This window comes from Streptomyces canarius (assembly GCF_014650735.1).
Lineage (GTDB): Bacteria > Actinomycetota > Actinomycetes > Streptomycetales > Streptomycetaceae > Streptomyces > Streptomyces olivaceoviridis.
On record NZ_BMVN01000006.1, the window covers coordinates 143,030 to 168,803 of the forward strand.

The window sequence follows — 25,774 nt, forward strand, 5'->3', positions numbered from 1 at the left end:
GGGGGCGCGGGGAACCGCGCGAGCAACCCCCGGCCACCCGCAACCCCCGGCCAGCCGCAGCCGCCGACGCGTCCGATCCGGCCCCTACATCCGGCTCAGCGACGCGACCGCGAACAGCACGTCCTTGATCGCCTCCCGGTCGCCCACCTGACCGGCCGCGGCTTCCGCCGGAGGCACATGCCCTGCCGCCAGCTTGCAGAACTCCACGCCGTCCAGGGCCACGTGGGCCACCTCGAAGTCGGCGGAGCCCACCGCCGCCGGTGAGTCGAGGGGGATCAGCCACTCGCCGCCGGCCGGTCCCTCGATCTCCAGGCGCAGGCTGCGGCCGGGCGCGCCCGCCGGGACCAGGTGCGGGGTCCGGCGGCCCGGCGCGGACAGTCCCGCCCGGCGGCGCGCGGCGAGCGCCGTCGGCAGCAGACGGGCCGCGAGGTCGATCATCCGGTTGAGGTGCCGCGGCGCCGGCGGCGCGTACGGATAGTCCACCGCCTCGGCGATGTCCTCGGCGTGCACCCAGCACTCGAAGGCGCGGTCCAGCATCGCGTCGTGCAGCGGCAGCGCGAAGTCGCCGTACGGCACCGTGAGCCCGCCCGCGTGGCCGCCGGTGAAGGACACGGTCCGCACCAGGCTGTGGCTCTGCTCCCGCCACGGCCCCCGCACCGAGCGCGTCGGCGGGAAGTGCGAGGCCCGCCAGTACGCCTCCGTGCGGCCCGCCGGACCCACGGCGCCCTTGTCGGCGTCGGCGACCTCGGCCAGCGGGTCCTCCAGACCGAGCGCCGTCGCGATCAGCCCGTCCACCGACAGCAGGTGCGCGATCACCCCGGCGACGGTCGAACGACGGCTCGTCGGCGCGTCGGCCTCGAACCAGCGCAGCCGCACCGGCGCGTGCCACTCCGCGTCCCCGAAGTCCTGGAGCAGCGCGTCCAGCCGCGCGGTCTCGGCGTCGTACGGCGTCGCCCACCCGGGCACCGGGATGCGCGGCGGCCGGCGGTTCAGGCAGGCGGCCAGGACGCGGGTGCGCAGCGCCGGGTTCAGGTCCAGGCTCTCCGGCTGGTGCAGCAGGCCGACCGCCTCGCGCAGCCGGCGGGCCTCGTCGGCGCAGGATCCGCAGCCGCCCAGGTGCTCCTCGACGGCCGCCGTCTCCGCCGCCGAGCAGGCGGCCAGCGCCCAGGCGCCGAGCAGCGACTTCAGGACGTCGTGCGACAGGTCGAGCGGCACGGGTGCGAGGTCCCCCGGATCGGCGAGGTCGGGCAGCGGGGGCCCGCTGTCCTCCACGGACGCGCGGGGCATGGGTATCCGCGGCGCCGGGGCGGGCCCGGACCCGCCGGCACCGGGCGGCACGTCCCCCGAGCCGCGCCCGTCGGCGTCGCCCCGGGGCCGTTCGCCGCGTGCGGCACCGCCGTGGCCCGCTTCCCCGTAGCCGGCGTGTTCGCCGTACTCGCCGTACTCGTCGTGTGCCCCGGAGCCGCCCGTCCCCTTCACACCGCACCCCGGTATCCCGGCGGTGTGCCGGTGTCGTGGGCGGTGGAGAGGAGTTGGAGGCCGAGGCGGAGCCGGCGGCGGGCCTCGTCCTCGGTGACGCCGAGGTCGGCCGCGGTCTGGCGGTAGTCGCGGCGCTGGAAGTAGGCCAGGTCGAGGGCGGCGCGCAGCGGGGCCGGCATGGAGTGCACGATGTAGTCGGCGCGGGCGGCGACCGAGGCGCGGCGGACCTCGCTCTCCAGTTCCTCGCGCCGCGGCTGCTCCGGTTCCTCCCGGTCGCGCAGCCGCTGTACGGCGACCCGGTGGGTGACGGCGGCGATCCAGGTGCGCAGGGGGCCCTGCTGGGGGTCGTAGGTCTCGGGGTGTTCCCAGACGTGGGCGAAGACCTCGCGGGTGACGGCGTCGGCGTCCTACTCGTCGGAGAGGACGCGGTGGGCGAGGCTGTGCACGAGGGAGGCGAAGCGGTCGTACAGCTCGCCGAGGGCTGCCGCCTCACCGCGCGCGAGCCGTTGCTGCATCTTGCGGTCCCAGCGGGGCGGTACGTCCTTCCTGGCCATGCGGTCCCCTCCCCTCCCCCTGTCCGGCCCGTCCAGCCTGTCGGTCCTGCCCTCTCGAATGTAGTCGGCACGCCTGACGGCGCACGCCCCTTTGTGTCAATGTGCGCCCCTGGAAGGGCCGCAGGTGATAGTGCCCCCTTCACACATCCTTCACGCAAGACGCGTGCACCTCTGATCGAACAGGATCGATAGTGACCGAAACAAGCCCCTAGTCGATCGACTGCCGTTTGTCGCGTCACGTTTCAGGGAACGGCCGCTGGGCAGCCGCGCGACAGGAAACGTAGGAACTGCTTCCGTTTCCGGGCGGTTCCGGGAGATCCGGCGAGCGGAGGGCAGGGCCGTGGCATTCAGCGTGACCGGCGTCGAACAGGGCGAGTGGGCCGTCCTCCGGGTGTCCGGGGAACTGGACCTGATGACCTCGCCGGTGCTGCGCCAACGGGTGCACGACAGCGTCGCCGAGGGGCACCACAGCCTCGTCGTGGACCTCTCCGACGTGTTCTTCTGCGACTCCAGCGGGGTCGGCGTCCTCATCGCCGCCCGCCGGCTGATCCGCTCCTGCCAGGGCCGGCTGCGGCTGATCCTGCCGGACCGGGGAGCCGAGGACGGCTCGCACGTCAACCGCGTGCTCGGCGCGCTCGGCGTGCGCCGCCTCTTCGACGTCCACCCCGACGTGGACTCCGCGACCACGGACGAGGCCGGGCCGCTCTCCGCCTGAGCGGCCGTCACGGCATCGCGACACGGCCACGCTGTTGTCGCGGAATTCCCCCGGTCTTGGCACAACCGCCGGTTTCCCGCCGTCCGCCGGCCGTCCGCGTCGTACGCTCCCTGCCAGGTCACCCCCACCCACGGGCAGGACCACCCGTACGACCCCCAGGTAAGGCGGCCCGAACAGACATGGTCAGCACCGAGTACGAGCGCAGGATCGCCGCCCGGTTCGCCACCTTCGACCAGGACGGCAACGGCTACATCGACCGGGAGGACTTCAACGCGGCGGCCAAGGCGCTGCTCGCCGAGTTCGCCGTACCCGCCCGCTCCGACAAGGGGCAGGCGCTGTACGCCGGCGCGGAGGCGTTCTGGCAGGGCATGGCCGGCATCGCCGACCGGGACGGCGACCAGCGCATCACCCGTGCGGAGTTCGTCACCGGCGCGGTCAAGCGGCTGCGCGACAACCCCGGCCGCTTCGCCGAGATCGCCCGGCCCTTCCTGCACGCGGCCCTGGCGGTGGCCGACGCGGACGCCGACGGCCGGATCGGCACCGCCGACACCGCGCGCGTGCTGCGCGTGTTCCACGTCCCGGAGGAGACCGCCCGCCAGGCCGCCGCCGCCCTCGACGCCGACGGCGACGGCAGGGTCGGCGAGGCGGAGATCGTACCGGCGTTCGCGCGCTACTTCACGGTCCCCGAATAGCGGGGACCCACGGCACGGTCCGGCCGCGGCCGACCGGACCGCCCTCACCCGAACCGCTCCCGCAGCTCGTACTTCAGCACCTTCCGCAGTGTCCCGTTGCGCGGAAGGGCGTCCACCACCTCCAGGCGCTCCGGGAGCTTGTGCACGGACAGTCCTTCCGCGCGGAGGAAGGACACGACATCCGGCAGGGTCAACCCGGCTGTGCCCGGCCGCGGTTCGACCACCGCGCAGACCAGTTCGCCGCGCTCGGCGTCCGGCAGGCCGATCACGGCCGCGTCGCCCACCGCCGGATGCGCGGCCAGCAGGTCCTCGATCTCCTTGGCGGAGATGTTCTCGCCCTTGCGGATGATCACGTCCTTGAGCCGGCCGGTGAGGACGAGGTGGCCCGACGGCGTCAGGTGCCCGAGGTCGCCGGTGCGCAGGAAGCCGTCGGCGTCGAAGGCGGCGGCCGTCTGCGCGGGATCCAGGTAGCCCCGGCAGACGGCCTCGCCGCGCAGCCGTATCTCGCCGTCGGTGATCCGGACCTCCATGCCCCGCGCGGGCCGCCCCTCGGTCGTGGCCAGGTTCTCGGCTGTGTCCTCCGGGTCGCCCATGGTGATCATCGGGACCTCGGTCATGCCGTAGCCGTGGGTGAGCTGGACGCCCATCTCGCGGACCACGGCGTGGTACAGCCCGGGCGGCTTCGGGGCGCCGCCGCCCGCGAGCAGCCGCAGGGTGGGGATCACCTTCTCGCCCGGCCGTCTGCGCTGCTCGGCCAGGAACAGGGAGTAGAAGGCCGTGGAGCCGCCGGCCACGGTGACCCCGTGCCGCCGGTACTCCGCCAGCGCCTCCGGCAGCGCGAAGTGCTCGCACATGAGGGCCGGGAAGCCGTAGAGCAGGAGCATCACCGTGTAGTCGGGGCCGCCGATGTGGGCGTAGGGGAAGGCCATCGAGCCGACGTCGTCCGCCGACAGGCGCAGGGCGTGTGCCAGGCAGGAGCCGCCCGCGATCAGGGAGCGGTCGGTGTGCAGCACGCCCTTGGGGTCGGAGGTGGTGCCCGAGGTCCAGTAGATCCAGCGGACCGAGGTGCCCTCGGCGGGCGGCGGGGGCAGGACGGACGGGTCGCCGTCGGGGAGGTCGTCGTACGCCTCGAAGATCCCCCTGGCGCCCAGCCGCCGGGCCGTCTCCGTATGGTCGTGGCCCCGCCACACTCCCGGTACGGCGAAGAACTCCGCCTTCGACCCGCGCAGCGCGAAGCCGACCTCACGGTCGCGGTAGAGGGGGATGACCGGGGACTGTACGGCGCCCAGGCGGGCCAGCGCGAAGGACAGCAGGACGGTCTCGATGCGGGTGGGCAGCTGCCAGGCGACCACCGTGCCGGGGCGCACGCCCATGCCGTACAGGCCGGCCGCGACGCGCTCGGCCCGGGTGCGCAGGTCGCCGAAGGTGAGCACCCGGTCCCCCTGGAGCAGGACCGGCCGGCCGGGGGTGAGGTCGGCGCGGCGGGTGACCAGCTCCCACAGCGTGCGGGCCGAACCCAGGGCCTGCGGAGTCTCGTTCACGGCTGCCCCCTGCTTGGCTGACGACTCGTCAGATGTCATGCTATCTGACGGGCCATCAGATCAGCAGGGCCCAGTCGAGCACCGTCCGGCGGAGGGGACCCATGGCGACCGAACTGCCCCGCATCATCAGCGTCGACGACCACGTCATCGAGCCCGCCCACCTCTTCGAGACCTGGCTGCCCGCCAGGTACCGGGACCGGGGGCCCCAGCCGCTGACCGCCGGGATCGGGGAACTCGCCTATGTCGGCGGGAAGTACCAGATCACCATGGACCCGGCGGGACAGCCGACGGACTGGTGGATCTACGAGGACCTGAAGTTCCCGTACAAGCGCAACATCGCCGCCGTCGGCTTCGACCGGGACGAGATGACCCTGGAGGGGATCACCCGGGAGCAGATGCGGCGCGGCTGCTGGGACCCCGGGGCCCGGCTCGCCGACATGGACCTCAACCACGTCGAGGCCAGCCTCTGCTTCCCGACCTTCCCGCGCTTCTGCGGGCAGACCTTCGCCGAGGCCCACGACAAGGAGGTCGCCCTCGCCTGCGTGCGCGCCTACAACGACTGGATGGTGGAGGAGTGGTGCGGGGACAGCGGCGGCCGGCTGATCCCGCTGTGCCTGATCCCGCTGTGGGACGTCGGGCTGGCCGTCGCCGAGATCCGGCGCAACGCGGCACGCGGCGTGCGGGCCGTCACCTTCTCGGAGATCCCCACCCACCTCGGGCTGCCCTCCATCCACTCCGGCTACTGGGACCCGTTCTTCGCCGTCTGCCAGGAGACGGAGACGGTCGTCAACATGCACATCGGCAGCAGCTCCCAGATGCCCGCGGCCTCCCCCGACGCGCCCCCCGCCGTCCAGGCGTCCCTGAGCTTCAACAACGCCATGGCCTCGATGATGGACTACCTCTTCAGCGGGGTCCTGGTGCGCTTCCCCCGGCTGAAACTCGCCTACTCGGAGGGCCAGATGGGCTGGATCCCGTACGCCCTGGAACGCGCCGACGACGTGTGGGAGGAGCACCGTGCCTGGGGCGGGGTCAGGGACCTGGTCCCCGAGCCGCCGTCGACGTACTACTACCGGCAGATCTTCTGCTGCTTCTTCCGCGACAGGCACGGCGTCGCCTCGCTGGACGTCGTCGGCCGCGACAACGCCACCTTCGAGACCGACTACCCGCACGTCGACTCGACCTTCCCGCACACCAAGCAGGTCGCCCTCGACCATGTGAAGGGCCTGGACGACGAGACCGTCCACAAGCTGATGCGGGGCAACGCCATCCGCATGCTCGGCCTGGACCTCGACCGGTGATGGACCTCTCCCGCACACCCGAGGAGGAGGAGTTCCGGACCCGGCTGCGGACGTGGCTCGCCGCGGTGCTGCCCACCCTGCCGGCCAGGCCGTCCCCGGACGACTGGCCCGGCCGCCGCGCCTACGACCTGCGCTGGCAGCGGATGCTGTACGACGCCGGGTACGCCGACGTGCACTGGGACGCCTCCCCGACCGTCCGGATGATCTTCCTGGAGGAGACCGAGAGGGCGGGCGCGCCCTACGTGGGCGCCAACTTCGTCGGACTGCTGCACGCCGGACCGACGATCGCCGCCGAGGGCACCGCCGACCAGCGGGCCCGCTGGCTGCCGCCGATCCTGCGCGGCGAGCAGGTGTGGTGCCAGGGGTTCAGCGAGCCGGACGCCGGCTCCGACCTCGCGTCGCTGCGCACCCGCGCGCACAGGGACGGCGACCACTACGTGGTGACCGGGTCCAAGATCTGGACCTCGCACGCGGAAGTCGCCGACTGGTGCGAGCTGCTGGTGCGCACCGACCCGGACGCGCCCCGGCACCGGGGCATCACCTGGCTGGCCCTGCCGATGGACGCCGAGGGCGTCACCGTACGGCCGCTGCGCACGCTCGCCGGGTCGGCGGAGTTCGCCGAGGTGTTCCTGGACGAGGTGCGGGTGCCGGTCGCCAACCGGGTCGGGGAGGAGAACGACGGCTGGCGCGTGACCATGGTGACCCTGTCCTTCGAACGCGGTACGGCCTTCGTCGGCGAGGTCGTCGCCTGCCGCCGGGTGCTGGGCGAACTCGCGTCCGCCGCACGGGAGAACGGCCGCTGGGACGATCCCGTGCTGCGGCGCCGGCTCGGCCGGCTGGACGCGGAGTTCCGCGCGCTGTGGCGGCTGACCCAGTGGAACGTGAGCGAGGCGGAGGCGAACGGCGGGGTGCCCGGCGTCGGCGGCTCGGTCTTCAAGCTCCGCTACTCGCACGCCCGGCAGGAGCTGTACGACGCCGCAGCCGAGGTCCTCGGCCCCGACTGCCTGGATCTGGACCGCCCCTGGGTGCTCGACCGGCTGTCCTCGCTGTCGTACACGATCGCCGCCGGCACCTCGCAGATCCAGCGCGGCATCGTGGCCGAGCGGATCCTCGGCCTGCCCAGGGGGAGATGACGTTGCGTCCTCGGCCCACACGGGATCGCGCGGACCGCGCGGAGGGGAGGTCCGGTGCGTTTCCGGCTCACCGATGACCAGCGGGCCCTGCGGGCGGGTGTGCGGGACCTGCTGGAACGCCGCTTCGGGCGGGAGGCGCTGCGCGCGGCCGTCGCCGCGCCGGGCCGGCTCGACCGGGCGCTGTGGCGGACCCTCGGGGAGGCCGGGTTCTTCGCCCTGCGGCTGCCCGAGGCGGACGGCGGGGTCGGACTGGGGCTGCCCGAGGCCGTGCTGGCCTTCGAGGAGGCCGGGCGGGCCCTGCTGCCCGGCCCGCTGGTGGCCACGCATCTCGCGGCCGGCGGTGTGCCCGGCGCGGCGGGCGGGGAGACGGTCGTGGCGGCCGTCGACGGCGGGCTGGTGGAGTGGCTGGAGGCGGCGGACGTCGTCCACGGGGACGCCTCCGGTGCCGTACCGCTGCGGTCGGTGGACCCGCTCACCCCGCTGCACCGGGTGCCCGCACCCGGCCCCCCGGATCCCGTCGCCGTGCTGCTGACGGCCGCCGAGCAGCTCGGCACCGCCGGACGGGTGTGCGAGCTGGCCGTGCAACACGCCCGGACCCGAGAGCAGTTCGGGCGGCCCGTCGGCGCCTTCCAGGCGGTCCAGCACCTGTGCGCGGACCTGCTGGTGCGGGCCGAGACCGCACGCGCCGCCGTCTACGCCGCCGCCGTCACGGCCGACCCCGCCGACGTCGCCGCCGCCCGGCTGCTCGCCGACGAGGCCGCCGTGCGGGGGGCCCGCGACTGCCTCCAGGTGCACGGCGGCATGGGGTTCACCTGGGAGGCCGACGTGCACCTGCACCTGAAGCGGGCGTGGGTGCGGGCGCGGCGCGCCGGGGGGAGCGCCGAGGGCGAGGAACTGCTCGCCGCCGCGCTGGCGCGGTGAGCCGCCGGTGGCTTCCCGGGCCGCCGTACCCCGGAAGTCATGGCCCACGATGGTGCGGATGGTGGCCTGTCGGCGTCACGGAGCGTTGATACCGGGTTGTGTCCTTCACGGGACTCGTCACGGCCCGGAGTCGGTGTCCGCTCGGGTACCTTGTGTGAGATGCGAGTGGCTGCGCGGACGAGCCGGGCCGGCGGTGCCCCTGGGGCGGTGCCGGGTCGCGCGGTGTGCGCCGCAGCTCGCGGGGCCGTCAGGCCCGTTGTCCCCGTCTGTTCGACTCCCCGGCACGAGCGTCGCACAGTATGCCCTACGCGTACTCCTTCGCGCGGGAATATGCCCGAAGCGCTTGTTGGGGTGACTGTACGTCAACCATGCTGTCTCGCAAGGGAGTCACGGTCCGTGACCCTTGCTCTGGCCGTTGTTCTGGCCATGCAGAAAATGGCTGGGATCGTGGCCCTCGTGATCGCCGCCGCGGCTGAGACCGCGGCGCGCGGTTGGCGCGGGGTCATGGATCCGCCGGTTCGGATGGTGTGAGCGGTGCAGGTGCTTCAAGTGCAGCTGGAGATCCGGCCCGACCCCGCGGAGGTGGGACGGGCGAGGAGGTGGGCCCGCTCGCGGCTCGCGGGATCGGGGATAACGGCCGACGAGCCGCTGGCCGAGACCCTGATCCTGCTCGTCTCCGAGCTGGTGACCAATGCCGTGGTGCACACCGGCCGGCCGGCCGTGCTGCGGCTGTGTCTGCCGGGTCCGGCGGCCGAGAAGTGTCCGTCGGCCACGGTGCGGGTCGAGGTGACCGACCGCAGCTCGCGCGCGCCCGTGCCCCGCTGCGCCGACGACGACGCCACCGGCGGCCGGGGTCTGGCCCTCGTGGACTGTCTCGCCGACCGCTGGGGCTGGAGCCCCGAGGGCGCCGGCAAGAGCATCTGGTGCGAACTGGACCGCTGTTCACAGCCCCGGCAGAGCGCCGCGCTGGCGTGCGGGGGCGGACTGTCCGCGTACGAGGGTCTCGCCTTCGAAGCGGTGTAGCGGCCCTGGGCGGTGGTGCGCCGGGGGGTGCGCCCGTGCGCGGGTGCTGTGAGCGGGGCTGCCGCAACACGGGTCCGTACCGGCGTTGACGTTCCCTGGGTGCCTGATCAGGCTGGGGTGCGTCGGTCCGCCGCGAGGGGACGGCGAGGGCCCGAGGCGACGGCGGTCCCCGCCGAGTGCGGGTCGTATCGGACGGCGGCGCGTGCGCGTGACGGTGGGGGGCACGCGCCGCCGACCGCGGACGCGCCGCCGCCGTTCACAGGATCGCCACCGGGGCCACCGGTGTCCCCGTCGCGCCCACGAACGGCTCGGGCATCGCCGACAGCAGGAACGTGTACCGGCCCGTTTCTCCACAGGCTGTGGACAACTCTTCGAGATTCCAGTTCTGGCCCTGGAGCATCCCCATCTCCACCAGGTGCAGCGCGTGCACGGGCAGCCACAGGTCCTCGATCTCGGGCGGGAAGACCTCGAACGTGAGCGTGTCGTTCGCGACCGCCGCCACGTTGCGCGCGTGGAACCACTCCGGGCAGCGCACCGAGAGCCCCGGCGACGGATAGCCGTAGCCGTGCTTGTCCCCGGACAGGTACACCCGCACCTGTCCGGTCCGTACGAGCACGATGTCACCGGCACGCGCGCGCGTACCGGCGAACTCCTCGGCCGCCTCCAGGTCCTCGGGGGTGACCGCGTGGCCCCCCGGCAACCGGTCCACGCCCCGTGCGCGTGCCACGTCCAGCAGCACCCCGCGCGAGACCAGGTGCCGCACCTTGTCGATCCCGCTGAACTCGGCACCGCCGTGCGCGGTGACCGTGTGCGCGGGGCGGCCGTTGTAGAGCTTCCCCGAGTGCGAGACATGGGTCAGCGCGTCCCAGTGGGTGCCGGCCTGGAGCCCCATGGTCACCGCGTCGTCGCTGCACGCCACCGTGCCCGGCCCGAACAGCTCCTGGTTGAGCTGCACCATCGCGTGCAGCGGGTTGACCCGGCCGGCGATCATCCCCGTCTGCACACCGTCCTGCGCCAGGGGGAGGGCGAGCGGGACGCGGCGCCCGGTGCGCACCTCGCGGACGGCCTCCCGCACGACGTCGTCCGTGATCAGGTTCAGGGTGCCGATCTCGTCGTCGGCGCCCCAGCGTCCCCAGTTGTTCACGCGCCCCGCGATCGTGTGGAACTCCTCCGGCAGTGCCATCCGGTGCCTCCCCGGGGCTTGTGCCCGCGCGGTCGGCGGGTCATAAAATCTAACGCACCGTCAATCTAACAAACCGTCAGAAACTGCGGGAAGGGGCCGGGCGTGGGGAACTTCTTGGCCGGCAAGGTCATCGCCGTGACGGGTGCCGGGCGCGGGATCGGACGGGCGGTCGCGCTGGCGGCGGCGGCCGAAGGGGCGAAGGTCGTCGTCAACGACTACGGCGTGGCCGTGGACGGCGCCTCGCCCACCAGCGAGGTCGCCGAGGCCGTCGTCAAGGAGATCGAGGTGGCGGGCGGCGAGGCCGTCGCGGTCGCCGACGACATCTCCACCATGGCGGGCGGACAGCGGGTCGTGGACACGGCGGTGGAGACGTACGGCCGGGTCGACGGGGTCGTGTGCGTGGCCGGCATCCTGCGGGAGCGGATGCTGTTCAACATGACCGAGGAGGAGTGGGACCCGGTCGTCGCCACCCACCTGAAGGGCACGTTCACCGTGTTCCGGGCCGCCTCCGCCGTCATGCGCCGGCAACGCTCCGGCACCCTCATCGGCTTCACCAGCGGCAACCACCAGGGCTCCGTCGCGCAGGCCAACTACAGCGCGGCCAAGGGCGGGATCATCTCCCTCGTGCGCAGCGCCGCGCTCGGCCTGCACAAGTACGGGGTGACCGCGAACGCGGTGGCACCGGTGGCGCGTACGCGGATGTCGGCGAACGTGCCGGTGCGGCTGGCGGAGATCGGCGAGCCGGAGGACGTGGCCGCGCTGGTGGTGTACCTGCTGTCCGAGCGGGCCGCCGCGCAGGGCATCACCGGGCAGGTGTACACGGTCGCCGGGGCGAAGATCGCGGTGTGGGCCCAGCCGAGGGAACTGCGTTCCGTCTACGCCGAGGGGCCCGGCTGGACGCCCGAGCGGATCGCCGAGGTCCTGCCGGGGTCGGTCGGGGCGGATCCGATGCCGATGCTCTCCGAGCTCGCGGCGATGGAGGAGGCGGCGCGGGGATCGTACCGGCCCAACGCACAGTAGCCCCGGGGAGCTCGCGCGGCGGGCCGGCACCCGGCCGACACCTACGCCGGTCACCGATCAGAGGTGGTGGACATGGAGTTCGGGTTCAGTGACGAGGATGAGGGGTTCCGTGCCGAGGTGCGGGGCTGGCTGGGCGAGCACACCCACGCCTCGATGACGAGGCGTGCCTGGGAGAGGACCCTTGGTGCCGCCGGCTGGATCGGGCTCGGCTGGGCGGAGGCGGGGTACGGCAACCGGACCGTGCCCCTCACCCAACAGGTCGTCTGGGCCGAGGAGTACGCCCGGTCGGCCGCGCCCCCGCGCTCCGGGCACATCGGGGAGAACCTGCTCGCCCCCACCCTCCTCGCCCACGGCGACGAGGAGCAGAAGAACCGCTTCCTGCCGCCGGTCGCCGCCGGAGAGGAGCTGTGGTGCCAGGGATACAGCGAACCCGGCGCCGGCTCCGACCTCGCCGCGGTGCGCACGGCGGCGGTGCGGGACGGGACGTCGTACCGGATCAGCGGACAGAAGATCTGGACCTCGCTCGCCCATGAGGCCGACTGGTGCTTCGTGCTGGCCCGGACCGACCCGGACGCCCGCCGCCACCACGGCCTCAGCTTCCTGCTCGTGCCCATGGACCAGCCCGGCCGCGTCGAGGTCCGCCCCATCCGGCAGCTCACCGGCACGAGCGACTTCAACGAGGTCTTCTTCGACGGGGCACGCGCGCGCGTGGAGCACGTCGTCGGGGGAGAGGGACAGGGCTGGCGGGTGGCGATGAGCCTGCTCGGATTCGAGCGCGGGGTCTCCACCCTGGCCCAGCAGATCGGCTTCGCCCAGGAGCTGGCGGGGGTCGTCGCGGCTGCCGTGGAGACCGGGGCCGTACGCGATCCGGTGCTGCGCGCCCGGCTCGTCCGCCAGTGGGCCGAGCTGCGCGCCATGCGCTGGAACGCCCTGCGCACCCTCGGTGGCTCCGCCGACCCGGGCGCGTCCAGCGTGGCCAAACTGCTGTGGGCGAACTGGCACCAGCGGCTGGGCGAGCTCGCCGTCCAGGTCAGAGGCGCGGCGGCGGCCGTGGGCCCCACGGACTGGTCGCCCGTCTCGCCGTACGCGCTCGACGCGGACCAGCACCTGTTCCTGTTCTCCCGGGCCGACACCCTCTACGGCGGCTCGGACCAGATCCAGCGCACGATCGTCGCCGAGCGCGTGCTCGGTCTGCCGGGTGAGCCGAAGGGGGCCGTGTGATGCGGGGTGTGGTGTTCGACGGCAGGCGGGTCCAGGTCGTCGACGATCTGACGGTACGGCAGCCGGGCCCCGGCGAGGTGCTCGTCGCCATCGCGGCGGCCGGGCTGTGCCACAGCGATCTGTCGGTGGTGGACGGCACCATCCCGTTCCCGGTACCGGTGGTGCTGGGCCATGAGGGCGCCGGGATCGTGGAAGCGGTGGGGGCGGGCGTCACCCATGTCGCGCCCGGTGACCATGTGGCCCTGTCCACGCTCGCCCACTGCGGGACGTGCGCGGACTGCGACCGGGGACGGCCGACCATGTGCCGGCGGGCCATCGGGCGCCCGGCGAAGCCGTTCACACGGGGCACGGGCCCGGTGCACCAGTTCGCCGCCAACTCGGCCTTCGCGGAACGCACGGTCGTCAAGGCCGTGCAGGCCGTGCGCATCCCCCGGGACATCCCGCTGACCTCCGCCGCGCTGATCGGGTGCGGGGTGCTCACCGGCGTCGGCGCGGTCCTGAACCGGGCGCGGGTGGACCAGGGGGACAGCGTGGTCGTCATCGGCACGGGCGGGATCGGGCTGAACGTCCTCCAGGGCGCGCGGCTCGCGGGCGCCCTCGCCGTCGTGGCCGTCGACGCCAATCCCGCCAAGGAGGCGGTGGCCCGGCAGTTCGGCGCCACCGACTTCCTGACCTCGGCGGACGGCGTGCGGGACCTGCTGCCCACGGGGGCCGACCACGTCTTCGAGTGCGTGGGCCGGGTGGAGCTGATCCGCCAGGCCGTCGACCTGCTCGACCGGGGCGGACAGGCGGTCCTGCTCGGCGTGCCCCCGGCCACGGCCGAGGCGTCCTTCCTCGTCTCCTCCCTCTACCTGGACAAGTCGGTCCTCGGCTGCCGGTACGGCTCCTCGCGTCCCCAGCGGGACATCGCGCTGTACGCCGAGCTGTACCGCCAGGGGCGGCTGATGCTGGACGAGCTGGTGACGGAGGTCCATCCGGTGGAGGACTTCGAGAAGGCACGGGCTCAGGCGGAGGCGGGCCGGGTGGCGCGGGCGGTACTGACGTTCTGACGGCTGGTGAGCCCCCGTCAGGTGCCCCGGCCGAAGTTGTCCACAGGCTCGGGACGAGGAGGCGGCGGTTGTCGGTGGCGGCCCCTACCGTCGAGGCATGAGCTACCGCGATGTCGTCTCCCGGCGGGTCCTGGCCTGGGCCCTGGTGGCCGTCGGCGCCCGCATGCCGGTGGCCATGGCCCCGCTGGCCCTGGTCTTCCTGGTCCGCGAGCGCCCCGGCGGCTACTCCCTGGGCGCGGCCCTCGCCGCCGCCTACGTCATCGGCGAGATCATCGGCGCCCCCGTGCTCGGCATGCGCCTGGACCCCCGGCGGGCCCGCCCGCACCTGGCCGCCGGACTCGTCGCCGGTGCCGCCGGATGCGCGGGCCTCGGCGCGTTCCCCGGCGCGCCCGCCGCGCTGCTCACCGCCTTCGCGTTCCTCGCCGGGGCCGGGCCCGCCGCCGCGCCCGGCGGGCTGCGCACGTGGCTCACCTCCCTGGTGCCGGCGCACGCGGCGGCCCAGGCGCTGTCCGCCGAGTCGGTGCTCACGTTCGGCGTCTGGGCCGTCTCCCCGGCCACCGTCACGGGGCTCGCCCTCGGCGCCGACCCCCGCCTCCCGCCGCTGCTCGCCGCCGCACTGATGGCGTCGTCCGCCGCGGGCCTGTGGCTGCTCCCGGCCGGCTGGGCGGCGGACGGGCCCGGCGGTCCGGCCGAGAGCGGCGACCGGGACGGCGGGGGCGCGTCGAAGCACCGCCTGCTGGCCCGGGCCTGGCCGGTGTACGTCACGGGCGCGGCCAGTCTGTCCCTGCTGGCCCTCGCCGAACTCGTCCTGCCCGCCCTGCTCGAACAGCGCGGCATCGGCGTCGGCTGGGCGGGCCCGCTGCTCACGGTGATGGCGGCGGCCTCCGCCGTCGGCGCCTTCCTGTACGGCCTGCGGTCCTGGCCGGGGCTGCTCCGCACCCGCAGCGCGCTCCTGATGACCGGCATGTCGGCCGCGGTCGCCGTGGTCGCCCTGATACCCGGCACGCCGGGCATCGCGGCGGCGCTGGCCGTGGCCGGGCTGCTCCAGTCCGGCGCGATGCTCACCCGGAACCTGTCCCTGCGCGAGGTGCTCCCGCCGCACGTCCTGGCCGCCGGCTACTCGGTCATGTACGCCGCCGTGGGCGCCGGTTACGCGGCGACCGGTTCGCTCGCGGGCGCCCTGCTGCCGCACACCGCGCCCTCCACGGCGATCCTGGCCGGGGTGGCCCTCACCCTGCTGCTGACGGCGGTCGGCTGGTGGGGTGAGAGACGGACCGGCCGGTCAGTGCCGGGTGCCGACGCGGTCCTGCCGCTCGGCGCCGCCGGTGCGGAAGGCGCGCCGGTAGGCGGTGGGCGTGACCCCGAGGGCGGCCTGTAGGTGCTGGCGCATCGACTGGGCCGTGTTGAAGCCCGAGTCCCGGGCCACCTGGTCCATCGACAGGTCCGTGGACTCCAGCAGGTGCCGGGCGCGCTCCACGCGCTGCTGGGTGAGCCACTGGCCGGGGCTGATGCCGACCTCCTCGCGGAAGCGGCGGGTGAAGGTGCGTACCGACATGGCCTCCTGCTCGGCCAGGTCGCGCAGCTGGATCGGCTCGTGCAGCCGGCCCAGCGCCCAGGCGCGGGCGGCGGTCGTCGTGGCGACCTGCGGGTCGGGGACCGGGCGGCGGATGTACTGGGCCTGGCCGCCGTCGCGGTGGGGCGGTACGACCGTGCGGCGGGCCACCTCGTTGGCGACGGCCGTGCCGAAGTCGCGGCGGACCATGTGCAGGCACAGGTCGATCCCGGCGGCGACCCCGGCCGAGGTCAGCACGTCCCCGTCGTCGATGAACAGCACGTCCGCGTCCACCTCGACCTTCGGGAACATCCGCTGGAAGCGCTCGGCGTCGGCCCAGTGCGTGGTGGCCGGGCGTCCGTCGAGGTAGCCGGCGGCGGCGAGGACGTAGGCGCCGGTGCAGATGGAGGCCAGCCGGGTGCCGGGGCGGACGCGGGCGAGGGCGGCGGCCAGTTCGTCGGTGAGCCGGCCCTCGTCGTAGAGCGGGCCGAGTTCGTAGGACGCCGGGACGATCACCGTGTCGGCCGTCGCCAGCGTCTCCGGGCCGTGCGCGATCTGCACGGCGAAGTCGGCGTCCGTCTCGACCGTGCCGGGCGGCCGGACCGAGCAGGTCACGACCTCGTACAGGTGCCGGCCCCGGGCGTCCCGGGGGCGGCCGAAGATCCGGTGCGGGATGCCCAGTTCGAAGGGCAGTATGCCGTCCAGGGCGAGGACGGCGACCCGGTGCGGCCGGAATTCCCCTGCGGCTGCGCTCGTCATGGCCCGATCATAGCGAAGTATGTCCAGCGGGCCACTCGATGCACGGGCATGCGCACGGGAGGGTGGGGGCGTGACTCAGACAACCCCAGCCGCCGCTCCCGTCCAGGTCCCGCCCGCCCGGCGTGGCCGCGTGCACCGTGCCTGGTTCGTCGCCGCCGTCACGTTCGTCACGATCACCGGCGCGGCGGCCTTCCGATCCCTGCCCGGCCTGCTCATCGACCCGCTGCACCAGGAGTTCGGCTGGTCGCGCGGCACGATCGGCGCCGCCGTCTCCGTGAACCTCGCGCTCTACGGCCTCACCGCGCCCTTCGCCGCCGCGCTGATGGACCGTTTCGGCATCCGCCGGGTGGTGGCCGCGGCGCTGACCGTGATAGCCCTCGGCTCCGGCCTGACCGTGTGGATGACGGCGGCCTGGCAGCTGCTGCTGTGCTGGGGCCTGCTGGTGGGGCTCGGCACCGGCTCCATGGCACTGGCCTTCGCGGCGACGGTGACCAACCGCTGGTTCACCGAACGGCGCGGTCTGGTCACCGGCATCCTCACCGCCGCCTCGGCCTCCGGCCAGCTGGTCTTCCTGCCGCTGCTGTCCTGGATCGTCGAGCGCCACGACTGGCGGCCCGCCGCGGTCACGGTCGCCCTGGCCGCGTTCGCCGTCGTCCCCTTCGTCTGGCTCCTGCTGCGCGACCACCCGGCCGACGTGGGCGTGGCGCCGTACGGGGCACGGGAGTTCGTGCCCAAGCCGGCACCCGTCACCGGCGCCGCCCGCCGCACGCTCGGCGTCCTGTCCACCTCCGCCCGCACGGGCACCTTCTGGCTGCTCGCCGGCACCTTCGCGATCTGCGGTGCCTCCACCAACGGCCTGGTCCAGACGCACTTCGTGCCCGCCGAGCACGACCACGGCATGCCCGTGACGACGGCGGCCTCGCTGCTCGCGGTGATCGGTGTGTTCGACGTCGTCGGCACGATCGCCTCCGGCTGGTTCACCGACCGCTTCGAACCGCGCCGCCTGCTCGCCGTCTACTACGCCCTGCGCGGCCTGTCCCTGCTGTTCCTGCCGATGCTGCTGGGCCCCGCCGTCCACCCGCCGATGCTCTTCTTCATCGTCTTCTACGGCCTCGACTGGGTCGCCACCGTCCCGCCGACCCTGGCCCTGTGCCGCGAGCAGTTCGGCGAGGACAGCGCCATCGTCTTCGGCTGGGTGCTCGCCTCCCACCAGGTCGGCGCGGCCGTCGTCGCCTACCTCGGCGGAGTCGCCCGGGACGCCTTCGGCTCCTACGACGTCGTCTGGTACGCCTCCGGCACGCTGTGCGCGGCGGCGGCCCTGATGGCGCTGGTCATCCGGCGCACCACACCGGCCGCCCGCACACTCGCCGTATCCTGACCGCACCACTGAACGCACCCCGCGGAAGGGAAAGTCCGTGACACTCGGCATGGTCCTCTTGCGGCCGAGATCACGTCCCTGCGGCGCCTGACCCCGCGCTGACGGTCAGGCTCGGCCGCCGTCGAGCCGCGCGAACCGCCCCCGGTGGAAGAGCAGCGGCTCCGCCGTGCCGTCCGCGTCGAGGGCGGCCACCCGTCCCACGACGACGAGGTGGTCGCCCCCGGTGTGCACGGCGTGGACGGCACAGTCGATCCAGGCGGCGGCACCGGCGAGCCGGGGCGACCCGGAGACGGGCGCCGGGTCGTACGCCACCCCGGCGAACTTGTCGGCGCCGCTCACCGCGAAGGCCCGGCACAGTTCGTGCTGGCCGGCGCTGAGCACGTTGACGCAGAAGACGCCGGCGCGTGCGATGCGCGGCCAGGTCGTGGACGTACGGCCCACCATGAAGCAGACGAGGGGCGGTTCCAGGGAGAGGGAGGAGAAGGACTGGCAGGCGAACCCTGCGGGCCCGGGTTCACCCCCGGTCGCGGGCGCGGTGATCACGGTGACCCCGCTGGCGAAGTCCCCCAGCACCCGCCGGAACTCCGTCTGCCCCACCGGAGCCCGCTCACCGTCCCGCACACACCGCAACTCGGGCCGCGGCAGGGCCTCCACGGGCCTGCCCCCCAGATACCGAACGGCGAAGGCCGCCGCGCCTGCGTGTCCCATCACCCGTCCATTGAAGCTGACGGAACGTCAGATCGGAAGGGGGTGGAACGGGCCGTCAACGGCCCCGGAACCGCGGGTCCCCGCGTGCGGCGAACGCGCGGAGGCCCTCCCGGGCGTCCTCCGTCGTCATGTTGAGTTCCTGGGCCCAGGACTCCGCGGCGAAGGCCGTGGCGCGGTCGGTGTCCAGGGAGGTGTTCACCAGGTGCTTGGTGAGCGCGAGGGCCCTGGTCGGGGCGGAGGCCAGCCGGGCCGCCCAGGCGCCGGCCGTCTTCTCCAGGTCCGCGTCCGGGAGGACCCGGTTGACCAGGCCCAGGCGTTCCGCCTCCGCTGCCGGGAGCGCGTCGGCGAAGAACATCAGTTCCTTCGCCCGGTGCGGGCCGACCAGGCGGGGCAGGAGGTAGGCGCCGCCGCCGTCGGGGACCAGGCCGCGGCGGGCGAACACCTCGATGAAGCGGGCCGATCCGGCGGCCAGGACCAGGTCACAGGCGAAGGCCAGGTGCGCGCCCAGGCCGGCCGCCGTACCGTTCACGGCGGCCAGGACCGGCTTCTCGCAGTCCAGCACGGCGCAGATCAGGCGCTGCGCGCCCCGGCGCAGCACCCGGGCCACATCACCGGCGATCCGGTCGCCCGAGCCGGCCCCGCCCCGCAGGTCCGCGCCCGCGCAGAAGCCCCGGCCGGTGCCTGTGAGGACCACCGCCCGGACGTCCGGGGACGCCGACGCCTCCTCCAGCAGGCCGATGAGGTGGTCCCGCATGGCGGGGGTGAGGGCGTTCAGGGCCTCGGGACGGTTCAGGGTGATGTGGGCGACCCGGTCACGGACCTCGTGCCGTACGGGCTCGTTCACGGACCCGTCACCGGCGTCACCGCGTCCCTGCGGCTCGCCGACCGTCCCGTCACCAGCGCGTCCGGCGTCACCGCGTCCGGCGTCACCGCCTCCCCGCGGCCCGTTCACCGGCACACCGCCAGCGCGTCGAGGGCCACCGCGCCCTGGCCCCGGGGCAGCACCATCAGGGGGTTGATGTCCAGCTCGGCGATGTGCGAGCCCAGTTCCAGGGCCATGCGCTGGACCCGCAGGACGACCTCCACCAGCGCGTCCACGTCGGCCGGCGGGCGGCCCCGGACGCCGTCCAGCAGGGCCCGGCCGCGCAGCTCGGTGAGCATGGCGTGGGCCTGGTCCTCCCCGAACGGCGGGACGCGGACGGCCGTGTCGTGCAGCACCTCGACCAGGATGCCGCCGAGCCCGACCGTCACCGTCGGCCCGAACAGTTCGTCGTGGGTGATCCCGGCCACCATCTCCACGCCCTGCTCGACCATCTGGCACACCAGGACGCCGTCCAGCCCGACGCCCTCGTAGCGCGCGATGTCGGTCAGCTCCCGGTAGGCGTCGCGGACCTGGCTCGCCGAGGTCAGGCCGATCTTCACCAGGCCCAGCTCGGTCTTGTGGGCGATCTGCGCGCCGGACGCCTTCATCACCACCGGGTAGCCCACCTGCCCGGCCGCCCGCACGGCCGCCGCCGCGCTGGTCACCAACTGCTCGCGCGGCACCCGGATGCCGTACGCCCGCAGCAACTGCTTGGCCGCGTGCTCGCTGAGCTGCCGGCCGGGCTGCATCAGGGCCTCGGCCTTGCGGAAGGAGGGGGACGGGGTGCGCGGGGCCATGTCGAAGGGGGAGCGGTAGTCGGTCACGAAGCGGTGGTGGTCCAGCCAGGCCCGGACGGCGGTCAGACAGTTGCCGACCGTGCGGAAGGTGGCCACGCGCGAGGAGCCGAGCAGGACGTCCCGGTACGCCGGCTCGGTGCCGGCCGGTGAGCCCCACACCACGCACACCAGCTTGTCCGTCTCCTCGGCCGCCTCGACCAGGTCCTTCACGAGCCGGTCGCTCAGCGGCGGGAACGGGCCCGTGACCGGGCAGATCAGGACGCCCACCGCCGGGTCGGCGAGCAGCGCGTCGATGATCTTCCGGCCGCGCCGGTCACCGACCGGGTGGCCGCCGTTGTCCACCGGGTTGGCCACGCTCAGATACCCCGGTATCCACTGGTGCAGCTCGGCCTGCTTCTGCGGCGACAGCGTCGGCAGCCGGAGCCCCGCCCCGGCGGCCAGGTCGGCGACGTGCGCGCCCGTGCCGCCGGAGATGGAGCAGATGACCACGCCGTCGGCCCGTGGCGCCCGCGCCCGCGCCAACAGGGCGGCGGTGTCCTGGAGTTCGTCCAGGGCGTCGACGCGGATCACGCCGTACTGCCGCATGGCCGCGTCCACCACGTCGTCGGCGCCGGTGAGCTTGCCGGTGTGCGAGGCGGCCGTCCGGGCGCCGGTCTCGGTGCGGCCCACCTTCACGGCGACGACCGGGACCTTGCGGCGGGCGGCGCGGTCGGCGGCCAGCAGGAAGGCGCGGCCGTCCTTGAGCCCTTCGACGTATGCGGCGATGGCGCCGACCTCGGGCTGCTCGGCGAACCAGGAGAGGAAGTCGGCGGTCTCCAGGTCGGCCTCGTTGCCGGTGGGCGCCCAGTGCGAGAGCCGGATGCCGAGCTCCTGGAGGGCGAAGACGGGCCGGCCCTGGTGTCCGGACTGGGTGATCAGCGCGATGGCCGGCCCGGTCAGATCGTCCCGGAAGCGTTCGAAGGCGTTGAGGTTGGTGTTCGGCCCGAGCAGCCTGATGCCCGAGCGCCGTACCGCCTCGGCCAGCCGTTCCTGCGCCTCGGCGCCCGCCCGGCCGGTCTCCGCGAACCCGGAGGCGAAGGCGACCGCGAACCGCACCTTCGCCTCGCCGAGTTCCTCGATCAGCGGCAGCGGGTCGGCCACCAGCAGCACGGCCAGGTCGACCTGTTCGGGCAGTTCGGCCACGGAGGCCGCGCAGGGCAGGCCGAACACGGCAGGCCGGGTCGGGTGCACCGGGTGCACGCGGGCCCCGACCCGCCCGGCCCAGTCCAGCAACTGCCGGGTGATCCCGGTGTTCGGCCGGCCCTCGGCGTCCGACGCGCCGATCACGGCGACCGACTCGGGCCGGAAGAACCGGTTCAGGTCCGGTACGTCCGCGTGCAGCGGGCGCCCGCTGACATCGAGGTCCGCCACCCGGTCGTGGACGGCGGGTCCGGGCCGCTGGTCGCCGCAGGCGATGACCCGGGCCCGGCGGGAGTCGGTGGTGAGGGTGCCGTGGGTCGATCCGAGCATCGTTCCGCCCGCCTCCTCTGAGACAGCCACCAGTACCTGACGCCATGTCAGGTTACTGAACTGACGGAGTGTCAGGAACGGGTCGGTACGGCAAAGTTGCCGCGCGGCTAAGCCGGCCTCTTGTCGACCGCCCTCGCGACCGCCTTCGCGATCCGCCCCGCGTCGATCGCCAGCTCCCGGAGCATCCCGCTGAGGGGATTGGTGAACCCGGTGAAGTACAGGCCGGGCGCCTGCGCGGACGTACGGCCGCCGTGCACCACCGGTCTGCCGTGCCCGTCCAGCACCCCGAGGTGCCCGACCAGCCCCTCCAGCGCCCGCACGTACCCGGTCGCCGCGATCACCGCGTCGGGCGAGACCCGGCTGCCGTCGGCGAGGACCACCTCGCCGTCCTCGAACGCCTCCACGGCCGCCACGATCTCCACCTTGCCCGTGCGCACGGCGTCGATCAGACCGGCGTCCTGGACCGGGATCGCGCCCTGCTTCACCCTGCTGTACAGGCCGGTGTCCGGACGCGGCAGCCCGTGCGCGGTCAGGTCCGGGGTGCTGAGCCGCCCCACCGGTCCGGCGAGCCGGTCCACGAGCCACACCGGCAGCCGCCGGACCAGCACGCCCGAGTACTGGGAGGCCCAGCCGAGCGTCGACCGGCGCAGGATGTGCGGCGCCGTGCGCACCGCCAGCCGTACCCGCGCGGCCCCGCCCTCCACCAGGTCCACGGCGATCTCCGCGCCCGTGTTGCCGACGCCGACGACGAGCACGTCACGGCCCCGGTACGGCCCGGCGGCGCGGTACTCGCCCGCGTGCAGGAACTCGCCGCCGTACGACTCCCGGCCCGGCCAGTCGGGGATGCGCGGGGTGTGGTTGAAGCCGGTGGCGACGACCACCGCGCTGCCGGTCAGCTCCCGGCCGCCGGAGGCGCGCAGCAGCCACCCGGTGCCGTCCCCGCTCCGCTCGACGCGGTGGACCTCCACCCCGGTGACGATCTCCAGTGCGTGGTGCTCGGCGTACTTCTCCAGGTAGCGGACCACGTCGTCCCGGGAGACCCAGCGGCCGAACTTCCGGGGGATGGCGAGCCCGGGCAGCGAGGACAGCCGCCGGGTGGTGTGCAGGCGCAACCGGTCGTAGTGCCGGCGCCAGGAGGCGCCCACCCGGTCGGACTTCTCCAGGACCACGGCCCGCACGCCCCGCGCCCGCAGCGCGTACGCGGCGGCGAGACCCCCGGGACCGGCGCCGATCACATAGACCGGGCGGCCGGCGGGGGTCGGCGGGAGGGGGACGGGCGAGGGACGGGAGACGGCCATGAGCGGGAGCGTAATCACACACCCGGTTGATGGGTCTCGGTCAAGACCGGAATTGGTTGCGGATTGATCACGGGTGTACGGGAAGGGTGTCCCGGCCGTGAAGGAAGGCGCCCGCACCGGCCGTGGCGCCGATGCCCATGACGACCGCTCGTGGCCTCGCGCCGGCGAACGTATCGAGGACTCACGGGTGGGCATCGCGGCACATCTGACGTACCGTCAGATCCATGGACGCTCTATGGCTGGACGGCGCTCAGTGGCTGGCCGTGCTGCGCATCGGCCTCGGCCTGTGGTGGCTGGAGAGCTGGCGGCACAAGGACAAGAAGGCCTGGTTCGAGCGGGGCAGCGGGATCGCCTGGGCGGCGGACGTGGCCGCGAGACACCGGTGGACCCCGGTCCGGGCGGGCTTCGACACGGTGGTCGGGCCCCACCCGAAGCTGATGGCGTACGTGGTCGCCTACGCCGAACTCTCCCTGGGCCTCGGCCTGGTCGCCGGCTTCCTGACCCCGGTGGCCCTGCTGGGCGGCCTGCTGCTGAACCTCCTCTACTTCGTCCTGATGATCCACGACTGGGCGGAACAGGGCCAGAACTCGATGATGGCCCTGATCTCCCTGGTCGGCTTCTTCGGGATGTCCTGGCAGACGTGGTCGCTGGACGCGGCGCTGGGCTGGTTCTGATGGACGGCCCGCGCCACGACGTCCCGCGTCATGACGTCCCGGAGCCCGACGCCCTCACCCGCCCCTACTGGGAGGCGGCGGCGCGCGGCCGGCTGCTGGTCCGCCGCTGCGGGGCCTGCGGCCGGGCCCACCACTACCCCCGGGAGTTCTGCCCGCACTGCTGGAGCGAGGAGGTGTCCTGGGAGGAGGCGAGCGGCCGGGCCACGCTCTACACGTGGTCCGCGGTGCACCGCAACGACCTCCCCCCGTTCACCGGCCGCGTCCCCTACCTGGCCGCGGTGGTCGACCTGGCCGAGGGCCCGCGGATGATGACGGAACTGGTGGACTGCCCGCAGGACGGCCCGCGGGCCGGGATGCCGCTGGAGGTGGCGTTCCGGGACGGCGTACCGGTGTTCCGGCCGGGGCCGGGGCGTGCGGCGGGGCCGGCCGGCTGACCCTCACGGCCACAACAGCGCCCTGCTCCAGCCGAACCCGGTGCTGCGGTACTCCAGGCGCACGTGCCGCCGTTCCGCGTCCCCCTGGAAGAACTCCACCGTCTCCGGGTGCAGCCGGTACAGGGTCCAGGTCGGCGACGGCTCGGCGGGGTTCTCCCGGGCCCGCTCCCAGGCCGCGTCCGAGGCCCGCCGCAGCTCCTCCGTGGAGGACAGCTCCTCGCTCTGCCGGCCGGTCAGCGCGGCGGCCAGCGCGCCCGTGGACCGCGCGTGCAGATCGGCCTGGCTCTCCTCGGCCGGCGCCGACGTCACCGGCCCGCGCACCCGCACCTGGCGGCCGAGCACCGGCCAGTAGAAGGCGAGGGCGGCGTACGGCCGGGCGCTCAGCGCGCGGCCCTTGCGGCTCGTGGCGTGGGTGGCGAAGGACCAGCCGTCCGCGTCGGCGCCGTGCAGCATCACGATCCGCACGTCCGGCCTGCCGTCCTCGTCCGCGGTCGCCAGCGACATGGTGTGCGGCTCCGGCTGCCCCGCCGCGACGGCCTCCGCGAACCAGTTCGTGAACAGGGCCAGCGGAGTGGGCGGGGCGGTGTCCGGGTCGAAGGGCCGCAGCTCGGTCACCTGGGCGTCCCAGACCCGCAGCGACCGGAGCAGCTCGTGAAGATCGTGCTGTGCCATGGGGCGAGTATCACCCGGGCCGGCTCGCGACCCGGGCGGCACAGGGCCCGTACCCTCACTCCCTCCCCAGCACCACGGTCCCCGAGGAGCAGAACCACCCCCCGGTCCCGGAGGCCACGCCCAGCCGGGGCAAGCCGCCGTCCCGGCGCCGCACCTGCCGCTCCCCGGCCTCCCCGCGCAGCTGCCGTACCGCCTCCACCAGCAGGAACAGCCCCCGCATGCCCGGGTGCTGGGCCGACAGGCCGCCGCCGTCCGTGTTGACCGGCAGCTGACCGCCCCGGACCAGCAGCCGGTCCTCGCCCACGAACGCGCCGCCCTCGCCCTTGGCGCAGAAGCCCAGGTCCTCCAGGGTGACGAGGGTCATGTAGGTGAAGGCGTCGTAGATCTCCGCGAAGTCGATGTCCGCCGGGCGCACCCCGGCCCGCCCGAAGGCCAGCCGGCCGCTCACCGCCGCCGGGGAGACCGTGAAGTCCGGCCACCCGGACAGGGTGGCGTGGGAGACGTGCTCGCCGGTGCCGAGGACCCAGACCGGTGCCGTACGGCAGTCCCGTGCGTACTCCTCGGCCGCCAGCAGGACCGCCGCGCCGCCGTCCGAGCGCAGACAGCAGTGCAGCTTGGTGAAGGGGTCGGCGATCAGCGGGCCGGACAGGACGTCGTCGACGGTGACCGGGGTGCGGAACATCGCCTCCGGGTTGAGCGCCGCGTTCGCCCTCGCCTGGACCGCCACCCGGGCCAGCTGCTCGACCGTCGTCCCGTACTCGATCATGTGCCGGCGGGCCGCCATCGCGTACTTGGCGATCAGCGTGTGGCCGTACGGCGCCTCGAACTGGAGCGGGCCCCCGGCGCCGAAGGACAGGGTGCCCGTGCGGCGGCCCGCCCTGACGTCCGCGCGGGCCGTCGAGCCGTACACCAGCAGGACGGCGTTCGCGTGGCCCGCCGCTATCGCGTCCGCCGCGTGCGCCGCCATCACCTCCCAGGTCGAGCCGCCGACCGAGGTGGAGTCGACCCAGGTGGGCCGCACCCCCAGGTACTCGGCGACCTCCACCGGGGCCAGCGTGCCGAGGCCGGCGGAGGCGAAGCCGTCGACCACCGTGCGGTCCAGGCCCGCGTCGGCGAGGGCCCGCCGGGCCGCCTGGGCGTGCAGCGCGTACGCCGTCGCGTCGTCCACGCGTCCGCAGTCGGACAGGGCCACGCCGACCACGGCGACCTTCCTGCTCCCGCGCGCCATGAGAGGGCTCCTCCCTCTGTGCATCTCGTTCCGACCTGCCTAATATGACGCACCGTCAGATGGGGAGGGAAGGC

Annotated in this window: 24 protein-coding genes and 1 pseudogene; 14 read left to right on the plus strand and 11 right to left on the minus strand. The window is 74.0% G+C overall.

The window, feature by feature from the left end; genetic code table 11:
* Positions 1–84: 84 nt before the first annotated feature.
* Together IE294_RS11395 and IE294_RS11400 are read right to left on the minus strand one after the other, a co-directional pair.
* Complete coding sequence (locus tag IE294_RS11395) at positions 85–1,338, minus strand: zf-HC2 domain-containing protein (RefSeq protein ID WP_229917140.1); 1,254 nt, start codon at positions 1,336–1,338, stop codon at positions 85–87.
* A 137-nt stretch (positions 1,339–1,475) separates the two neighbouring features.
* A pseudogene (locus tag IE294_RS11400) lies at positions 1,476–2,033 on the minus strand (RNA polymerase sigma factor).
* Positions 2,034–2,373: 340 nt separating this feature from the next.
* Between IE294_RS11400 and IE294_RS11405 the strand changes: the two are divergent.
* Positions 2,374–2,748 carry an STAS domain-containing protein gene (locus IE294_RS11405; RefSeq protein ID WP_189814434.1) on the plus strand — a complete coding sequence of 125 codons (375 nt, stop codon included), beginning with the start codon at positions 2,374–2,376 and terminating at the stop codon, positions 2,746–2,748.
* Between the two features lie 179 nt (positions 2,749–2,927).
* Entirely contained in the window at positions 2,928–3,440 is a 513-nt protein-coding gene (locus IE294_RS11410) for an EF-hand domain-containing protein (protein WP_189884928.1), read from the plus strand.
* A 44-nt stretch (positions 3,441–3,484) separates the two neighbouring features.
* On the opposite strand, the gene IE294_RS11415 is transcribed toward IE294_RS11410, so the two are convergent.
* Positions 3,485–4,981 carry a class I adenylate-forming enzyme family protein gene (locus tag IE294_RS11415; RefSeq protein ID WP_189884930.1) on the minus strand — a complete coding sequence of 499 codons (1,497 nt, stop codon included), beginning with the start codon at positions 4,979–4,981 and terminating at the stop codon, positions 3,485–3,487.
* Between the two features lie 101 nt (positions 4,982–5,082).
* Here IE294_RS11415 and IE294_RS11420 point away from each other — a divergent pair, with 101 nt between their 5' ends.
* The 5 genes from IE294_RS11420 to IE294_RS11435 all read left to right on the plus strand — a co-directional run bounded on the left by IE294_RS11420 (position 5,083) and on the right by IE294_RS11435 (position 9,356).
* Positions 5,083–6,279 carry an amidohydrolase family protein gene (locus tag IE294_RS11420; protein ID WP_189884932.1) on the plus strand — a complete coding sequence of 399 codons (1,197 nt, stop codon included), beginning with the start codon at positions 5,083–5,085 and terminating at the stop codon, positions 6,277–6,279.
* Positions 6,279–7,412 (plus strand): acyl-CoA dehydrogenase family protein, encoded by a 1,134-nt coding sequence (locus tag IE294_RS11425; RefSeq protein WP_189884933.1) that lies wholly within the window; start codon positions 6,279–6,281, stop codon positions 7,410–7,412. Before IE294_RS11420 ends, IE294_RS11425 begins: the two co-directional genes overlap by 1 nt.
* A gap of 54 nt (positions 7,413–7,466) precedes the next feature.
* Complete coding sequence (locus IE294_RS11430) at positions 7,467–8,333, plus strand: acyl-CoA dehydrogenase family protein (RefSeq protein ID WP_189884935.1); 867 nt, start codon at positions 7,467–7,469, stop codon at positions 8,331–8,333.
* A gap of 396 nt (positions 8,334–8,729) precedes the next feature.
* Positions 8,730–8,864: a hypothetical protein gene (locus tag IE294_RS49025; protein WP_268252785.1), complete on the plus strand. Its 135-nt coding sequence runs from the start codon at positions 8,730–8,732 to the stop codon at positions 8,862–8,864.
* An 18-nt stretch (positions 8,865–8,882) separates the two neighbouring features.
* The gene (locus IE294_RS11435) at positions 8,883–9,356 is read left to right on the plus strand and encodes an ATP-binding protein (protein ID WP_189814636.1); all 474 of its coding nucleotides are present in this window, start codon (positions 8,883–8,885) and stop codon (positions 9,354–9,356) included.
* 256 nt (positions 9,357–9,612) lie between these two features.
* On the opposite strand, the gene IE294_RS11440 is transcribed toward IE294_RS11435, so the two are convergent.
* Positions 9,613–10,539, minus strand: coding sequence for a cyclase family protein (locus IE294_RS11440; protein ID WP_189884937.1), 927 nt, complete (start codon positions 10,537–10,539; stop codon positions 9,613–9,615).
* Positions 10,540–10,641: 102 nt separating this feature from the next.
* On the opposite strand from IE294_RS11440, the gene IE294_RS11445 reads away from it, so the two are divergent.
* The 4 genes from IE294_RS11445 to IE294_RS11460 all read left to right on the plus strand — a co-directional run bounded on the left by IE294_RS11445 (position 10,642) and on the right by IE294_RS11460 (position 15,207).
* On the plus strand, positions 10,642–11,559 hold the full coding sequence (locus tag IE294_RS11445) for an SDR family NAD(P)-dependent oxidoreductase (RefSeq protein WP_189884939.1): 918 nt from the start codon (positions 10,642–10,644) through the stop codon (positions 11,557–11,559).
* Positions 11,560–11,631: 72 nt separating this feature from the next.
* Positions 11,632–12,780 carry an acyl-CoA dehydrogenase family protein gene (locus IE294_RS11450; RefSeq protein ID WP_189884942.1) on the plus strand — a complete coding sequence of 383 codons (1,149 nt, stop codon included), beginning with the start codon at positions 11,632–11,634 and terminating at the stop codon, positions 12,778–12,780.
* Positions 12,780–13,829: a Zn-dependent alcohol dehydrogenase gene (locus IE294_RS11455; RefSeq protein ID WP_189884944.1), complete on the plus strand. Its 1,050-nt coding sequence runs from the start codon at positions 12,780–12,782 to the stop codon at positions 13,827–13,829. The genes IE294_RS11450 and IE294_RS11455 overlap by 1 nt, the downstream gene beginning before the upstream one ends.
* 97 nt (positions 13,830–13,926) lie before the next feature.
* A complete protein-coding gene (locus IE294_RS11460; RefSeq protein ID WP_189884946.1) occupies positions 13,927–15,207 on the plus strand; it encodes an MFS transporter in 1,281 nt (426 codons plus the stop codon).
* On the opposite strand, the gene IE294_RS11465 is transcribed toward IE294_RS11460, so the two are convergent.
* The gene (locus IE294_RS11465; RefSeq protein WP_189884947.1) at positions 15,112–16,140 is read right to left on the minus strand and encodes a GlxA family transcriptional regulator; all 1,029 of its coding nucleotides are present in this window, start codon (positions 16,138–16,140) and stop codon (positions 15,112–15,114) included. The genes IE294_RS11460 and IE294_RS11465 overlap by 96 nt on opposite strands.
* Positions 16,141–16,210: 70 nt before the next feature.
* Here IE294_RS11465 and IE294_RS11470 point away from each other — a divergent pair, with 70 nt between their 5' ends.
* Complete coding sequence (locus tag IE294_RS11470; protein WP_189884949.1) at positions 16,211–17,518, plus strand: MFS transporter; 1,308 nt, start codon at positions 16,211–16,213, stop codon at positions 17,516–17,518.
* Between the two features lie 105 nt (positions 17,519–17,623).
* Here IE294_RS11470 and IE294_RS11475 read toward each other — a convergent pair whose 3' ends face one another.
* From IE294_RS11475 to IE294_RS11490, 4 genes are all read right to left on the minus strand, one after another.
* A complete protein-coding gene (locus tag IE294_RS11475; protein ID WP_189884950.1) occupies positions 17,624–18,226 on the minus strand; it encodes a flavin reductase family protein in 603 nt (200 codons plus the stop codon).
* A gap of 55 nt (positions 18,227–18,281) precedes the next feature.
* A complete protein-coding gene (locus IE294_RS11480) occupies positions 18,282–19,070 on the minus strand; it encodes an enoyl-CoA hydratase/isomerase family protein (protein WP_189884952.1) in 789 nt (262 codons plus the stop codon).
* 104 nt (positions 19,071–19,174) lie between these two features.
* Positions 19,175–21,394, minus strand: coding sequence for an acetate--CoA ligase family protein (locus IE294_RS11485; RefSeq protein ID WP_189884954.1), 2,220 nt, complete (start codon positions 21,392–21,394; stop codon positions 19,175–19,177).
* Positions 21,395–21,501: 107 nt separating this feature from the next.
* Positions 21,502–22,692 (minus strand): flavin-containing monooxygenase, encoded by a 1,191-nt coding sequence (locus tag IE294_RS11490; protein WP_189884957.1) that lies wholly within the window; start codon positions 22,690–22,692, stop codon positions 21,502–21,504.
* A gap of 224 nt (positions 22,693–22,916) precedes the next feature.
* On the opposite strand from IE294_RS11490, the gene IE294_RS11495 reads away from it, so the two are divergent.
* Both IE294_RS11495 and IE294_RS11500 read left to right on the plus strand, forming a co-directional pair.
* On the plus strand, positions 22,917–23,366 hold the full coding sequence (locus tag IE294_RS11495) for a DoxX family protein (RefSeq protein ID WP_189884959.1): 450 nt from the start codon (positions 22,917–22,919) through the stop codon (positions 23,364–23,366).
* Entirely contained in the window at positions 23,366–23,800 is a 435-nt protein-coding gene (locus IE294_RS11500) for a Zn-ribbon domain-containing OB-fold protein (protein WP_189884961.1), read from the plus strand. The genes IE294_RS11495 and IE294_RS11500 overlap by 1 nt, the downstream gene beginning before the upstream one ends.
* Positions 23,801–23,803: 3 nt before the next feature.
* Here IE294_RS11500 and IE294_RS11505 read toward each other — a convergent pair whose 3' ends face one another.
* Together IE294_RS11505 and IE294_RS11510 are read right to left on the minus strand one after the other, a co-directional pair.
* Entirely contained in the window at positions 23,804–24,472 is a 669-nt protein-coding gene (locus tag IE294_RS11505; RefSeq protein WP_189884963.1) for a pyridoxine/pyridoxamine 5'-phosphate oxidase, read from the minus strand.
* A 55-nt stretch (positions 24,473–24,527) separates the two neighbouring features.
* Positions 24,528–25,700, minus strand: a complete 1,173-nt coding sequence (locus IE294_RS11510) for a thiolase C-terminal domain-containing protein (RefSeq protein WP_189884965.1) — start codon at positions 25,698–25,700, stop codon at positions 24,528–24,530.
* Positions 25,701–25,774 lie beyond the last annotated feature (74 nt).